Annotated in this window: 5 protein-coding genes and 2 tRNA genes; 5 read left to right on the top strand and 2 right to left on the bottom strand. The window is 70.9% G+C overall.

What is annotated here, in order from left to right; all coding sequences use genetic code 11:
* Window positions 1-2: 2 nt before the first annotated feature.
* Window positions 3-75, top strand: a tRNA-Ala gene (locus AC5P1C_RS43430).
* Here the strand turns inward: AC5P1C_RS43430 and AC5P1C_RS43425 are convergent.
* Window positions 67-1,014 carry a helix-turn-helix transcriptional regulator gene (locus AC5P1C_RS43425; RefSeq protein WP_493871536.1) on the bottom strand — a complete coding sequence of 316 codons (948 nt, stop codon included), beginning with the start codon at window positions 1,012-1,014 and terminating at the stop codon, window positions 67-69. The two genes, AC5P1C_RS43430 and AC5P1C_RS43425, sit on opposite strands and share 9 nt — an antisense overlap.
* A 94-nt stretch (window positions 1,015-1,108) precedes the next feature.
* Here AC5P1C_RS43425 and AC5P1C_RS43420 point away from each other — a divergent pair, with 94 nt between their 5' ends.
* From AC5P1C_RS43420 to AC5P1C_RS43410, 3 genes are all read left to right on the top strand, one after another.
* Complete coding sequence (locus AC5P1C_RS43420) at window positions 1,109-2,599, top strand: MFS transporter (RefSeq protein ID WP_493871535.1); 1,491 nt, start codon at window positions 1,109-1,111, stop codon at window positions 2,597-2,599.
* A gap of 86 nt (window positions 2,600-2,685) precedes the next feature.
* Window positions 2,686-2,877, top strand: coding sequence for a hypothetical protein (locus AC5P1C_RS43415; RefSeq protein WP_493871534.1), 192 nt, complete (start codon window positions 2,686-2,688; stop codon window positions 2,875-2,877).
* Between the two features lie 3 nt (window positions 2,878-2,880).
* Window positions 2,881-3,114 (top strand): hypothetical protein, encoded by a 234-nt coding sequence (locus tag AC5P1C_RS43410; protein ID WP_016643127.1) that lies wholly within the window; start codon window positions 2,881-2,883, stop codon window positions 3,112-3,114.
* On the opposite strand, the gene AC5P1C_RS43405 is transcribed toward AC5P1C_RS43410, so the two are convergent.
* The gene (locus AC5P1C_RS43405; protein ID WP_493871533.1) at window positions 3,083-4,351 is read right to left on the bottom strand and encodes a glycosyltransferase 87 family protein; all 1,269 of its coding nucleotides are present in this window, start codon (window positions 4,349-4,351) and stop codon (window positions 3,083-3,085) included. The genes AC5P1C_RS43410 and AC5P1C_RS43405 overlap by 32 nt on opposite strands.
* A 111-nt stretch (window positions 4,352-4,462) precedes the next feature.
* Between AC5P1C_RS43405 and AC5P1C_RS43400 the strand changes: the two genes are divergently transcribed.
* Window positions 4,463-4,535 (top strand) — tRNA-Ala (locus AC5P1C_RS43400).
* The last annotated feature ends 2 nt before the right edge of the window (window positions 4,536-4,537 follow it).

The raw sequence follows: 4,537 nt of genomic DNA, 5'->3' as shown, positions 1-4,537 counted from the left end.
AAGGGGCTATAGCTCAGTTGGTAGAGCGCCTGCATGGCATGCAGGAGGTCAGGAGTTCAATTCTCCTTAGCTCCACAATCCGGATCCCGTCCTCATCAGAGGGCGGGATCCTTGCGTTCCCGTAGATCCTTCCGTTCCCAGCGGCCCGTCCGCTTCCGGTGGTCTGAGTTCACGGAGCTCGGCCGCCCGTCTGCGGCTCTTCTCGTCGTCCGGTGTGTACGCGACGATCCGGCACTCCGGCATGCCGTTGATGGACAGCGAGACCGACGTCATCCGCAGCTCACCGACCGCGTCGTGCCGGAACGTCTTCACCCGTGGTCCGGGCGGCGCCACGTCGCCGCTCTCCCACAGCTCGGCGAAGTGCGCGCTCGCGCCGGACAGGCGGCGTATGAACTCCTCCCAGGCGGGCTCGCCCACATGGCGTCCGTACGAACTGCGCAGCGTCGCCACCATCACCGGCAGCTCCTCGTCGCGGAAGACGAGCGGGCAGACGGGGTCGGGCACGATGAACAGCGTCCACAGCACGTTGGGAACGCCGAGCGTCGCTATCTGCGGGACGAAGAAGAGGTCGCGGTAGGCGGGGTTCGTGGCGAGGATGTCGTACCGCGCGTTGTAGACCACCGCCGGATGCGGGTCCAGGGCGTCGATGATCCCCTGGATCTCCGGGCCGACGGCCTCGGGGGAGACCGTCTTGCGGTCCGGCGCGTATGGAACCTCGGCCAGGTGGTACAGGTGCTCCCGCTCCGCCTTGTCCAGGCGCAGCGTGCGCGCCACGGCGTCCAGGACCTGCGCCGACGCGTTGATCGGGCGGCCCTGCTCCAGCCACGTGTACCAGGTGACGCCGACGCCGGAGAGCTGGGCGACCTCCTCGCGGCGCAGGCCGGGTGTGCGGCGGCGCAGGCCCGGCGGCATGCCCACGTCGGCCGGTGTCACCCTGGCCCTGCGGCCGCGCAGGAAGGCGGCGAGCTCCGACCTCCGGCGCTGAGTCGTCCCCATCGTCGTCACGTCCCCCATCCTCGGTCCACGCCCGCGGCCTTGCCAGGTGCTGCCAGTACCAGCATCAGCGGGCTCTCGTTACCCGTACCAACTCGCCGTCACGCTCGGTGCCATGACAGCGACCACCCCGTCCACCGCATCGGATCCCGCGGGTTCGACTCCCGCGGGTTCAACTCCCGCATCCAGTAAAGCGCCCGGCACTGACAACCGCCCCGGGCGGCTTCTCGCGGTCGTCATCGCCGCGCAGTTCATGGCGCTGCTCGACGTCTTCATCGTCAATGTCGCCGCGCCGACCATCCGCACCGAACTGGGCGCGTCCGGCGCCGGGTTGCAGCTGGTGATCGCCGGATACACCATCACGTACGCCGTGCTCCTGATCACCGGCGCGCGACTCGGTGACCGCATCGGACACCGTCGCGTCTACCTCATCGGCCTCGCGGTCTTCACCGCAGCCTCGCTCGCCTGCGGACTCAGCCAGGGCACGGGCGAGTTGATCGCCTTCCGGCTGCTGCAGGGCGCGGGCTCGGCGCTCCTCATCCCGCAGGTCCTCAGCCTGATCCAGCGCAACTTCACCGGGGAGGCGCGGACGAAGGCGCTCGGCGCGTACGCGGCCGTGCTCGCCGTCGGGGCCGCCGCGGGGCAGGTGCTCGGCGGAGTCCTGGTCAGCGCCGATCTGTTCGGCACGGGATGGCGTCCGGTGTTCCTGGTGAACGTGCCGGTCGGCCTGGTCCTGCTGATCATGGCGCGGCGGGTGCTGCCGCGTGACGCCTCCCCGAAGCCGGGGGAGACGCGGGCGCGTGGGCTCGATCTGCCGGGGCTCGTGCTGCTCGGTGCCGTCGTCTCGCTGCTCACGGTGCCGCTGGTGCTCGGACAGGAGGAGGGCTGGCCGCTGTGGTCCCGGCTCTCGCTGGGGTCGGCCGTGGTCCTCTTCGCGCTCTTCTGCGCGTACGAGTCCCGGCTCGCCCGCGGCGGCGGTGCGCCGCTGATCGCGCCGCGGGTCCTGCGCATCCCCGGCATGGGCCTCGCGGTCTTCCGGATCACCGCGGTGATGGCGGTCAACGCCGGCTTCCTGTTCGTGCTCACGCTGCACGTCCAGGGCGGCCTCGGCTACAGCGCCCTGCGCGCGGGCCTGACGTTCGCGCCGACCGCGGTGGTCTTCGGCGCGGTCGGCCTGACCTGGCGCCACTGGCCTGCGACGGTCCAACGGGCACTGATTCCCGGCGGGTTCGCGCTGACCGCGGTGTCGGCGGCCGTGGTGGGGTTGCTCCTCCGCGACGGGGGTGAGGGCGGACTGTGGCTGTATGCGGCCTTCGTGGGCATCGGTGCGGGGCTCTCCCTCGGGTTCAGCCCGACGCTGACCCGGGCGCTCTCCACGGTGCGGCCCGAGGACGCCGCGGATGCCAGCGGCCTCCTCTCGACGGTCGCTCAGCTCGGCCAGTTGACCGGCGTCGCGTGTTTTGGCGCACTTTTCCTCAACCGGCTTGAGTCGCAAGGGGCTCCGGGGGCGTATTCATCGGCGGACGCGCTCCTGGTGTGCGCGTACGCACTGGCCGGAGCGGCCGCACTGGGTGCCGTGTCCGGACTGGTACGACTGCGTCGCTGACCGGGTCGCTCGGGCCGTGGCAGAATCGGACAGCCGGAAGGGGACCGCGCCAGACCACCGAATGTGACCCGACGGGAGGGAGAGCGATGCCTGCGAGCATCCCCGATGGGGTTGACCGCCCCGTCGCAGTGGCCGCGCCGCGCCGCGCTGCCGCTCCCTTCGCGGCGATCACCCTCCTGAACTGTCCGTCCTGCGGTTCGTCCCATGTCGCCCAAGTGCTCGGTGACAACGGCGGTGTCTCGTACGTGTGCACGGCCTGCGGCCACAGCTGGAGCTGATTGATGGGTGCACACAGGCGGAAGTGCGACTGGTGCGGCAGTGGTACGCCGATCGTCCGCGACATGGAACCCGTCAACCCGGACTACCAGTACTGGTGCGAGGAGTGCGCGCGGGCGCTGATCATAAAGGGCGACCCCATCGAGACGTACCGCGAGCTCGAAGGGGAGCCGATCTATGGCCGGCTGCTCGACGAGCACTGCACGCTCAAGCGCTTCTATTCCTTCGCCACGGCTTGATCCCGTATCCGATCCCGCCTGATCCCCGGCGGGTCCGGCGTCCGATTCCTTGCAGCAGGAACGCGAAAGCGGTCCCTACGTAGAGGGCGGACAGCGTCATCTCGCCAAAATTCTGGCCGAGTTCAAGCCGTCCTACGCCGTGCGGGACCCACCACAGGGCGTACGAACAGAAGACGAGGGCCACGGCTCCGGTGGCTGCCCACCGGGCCCGGCCGCCCCGGCGCGGCGCCTCCGTCCAGACGACCAGCGCCATGGGCACGCACCACACCCAGTGGTGCGACCACGACACCGGGCTGACCAGGAGCGCCGTCGCCGCGCAGGCCACCGCCGCACGGGCGCGCTCCCCGCGCAGCGCCGCGTGCACCGCGACCGCGAGACCGAGCGCGCCGGCCGCCGCCGCGGCCACCGCCCACCAGATGCCGGGCTCCGGGGTGTGCAGGAGCCGCGCGAGGACCCCGCGCAGCGACTGGTTCGCGGTGTCCTCGGGCAACCCGACCCGGCCCGCCTCGAACACCATCCGGGTCCAGAAGCGCCGGGAGTCGTACGGCAGGACGGCGGCCGCGAGCAGCGTCGCACCGACGAAGGAGGCAGCCGCCACGCACGCGTGCCGCACGGGCGCGCGCCACGCCCCGCGCCGCACGGCCTCGGCCGCGCCGGTGAGCAGCAGGAACACCGCGAAGAGCGCGGGCGTGAGTTTGATCGCCGCCGCGACGCCGATGCCCAGGCCCGCCCACCGGTGGCCGGGGCGCCGGGTCAGATCCCACAGCACCAGGACGCCGAGCAGCAGATTGATCTGGCCGTACCGCAAGGTCGTCCACACCGGTTCCGTCCAGACCGCGAGGGCGGACACCCACAGGGCGGTCTCCACGCGCGCGTGCCCGAGGTTCGGGAGAGGTCCGATGAGGCGCAGGGCGAGGTGCGCGAAGGCCACCAGGAGGAGCAGGTTCCCCAGCGTCGCCAGCGTGCGCATGTCCGCCGTGTCCAGGAGCGTCAGGGGCGTGAACAGCAGGGCGGCGAACGGCGGGTACGTGGTGGGCAGATGGGCCTCGGTGGTCCGCAGCGCGTAGAGATCGCCGCCCGCGCGCGCCGTCTCGCCCTCGGCGCGGTAGACCATCAAGTCGATCATCGAGACGTCCAGGGCGCGCTGCGCGAGCCAGAAGGCCGTGAAGGAGAGCAGGCACGCCCCTGCGGCGAGGGGCACGCGGCGGCGGGCGCCGGCAAGCGCGATCACGGTCACGAAGGCTGACAGTACCGGCCGTATCCGCACAGACCGGAAACGATTTGGTGGAGCATGGGGAGGACCGTGTAATGTTGGCGGAGCCGCCGGGGGAACCGGGCGGACAGGTAAGGGGCTATAGCTCAGTTGGTAGAGCGCCTGCATGGCATGCAGGAGGTCAGGAGTTCAATTCTCCTTAGCTCCACA

Source organism: Streptomyces sp. A18 (assembly GCF_059026065.1).
This window is presented reverse-complemented; position numbering and strand designations above follow the sequence as displayed.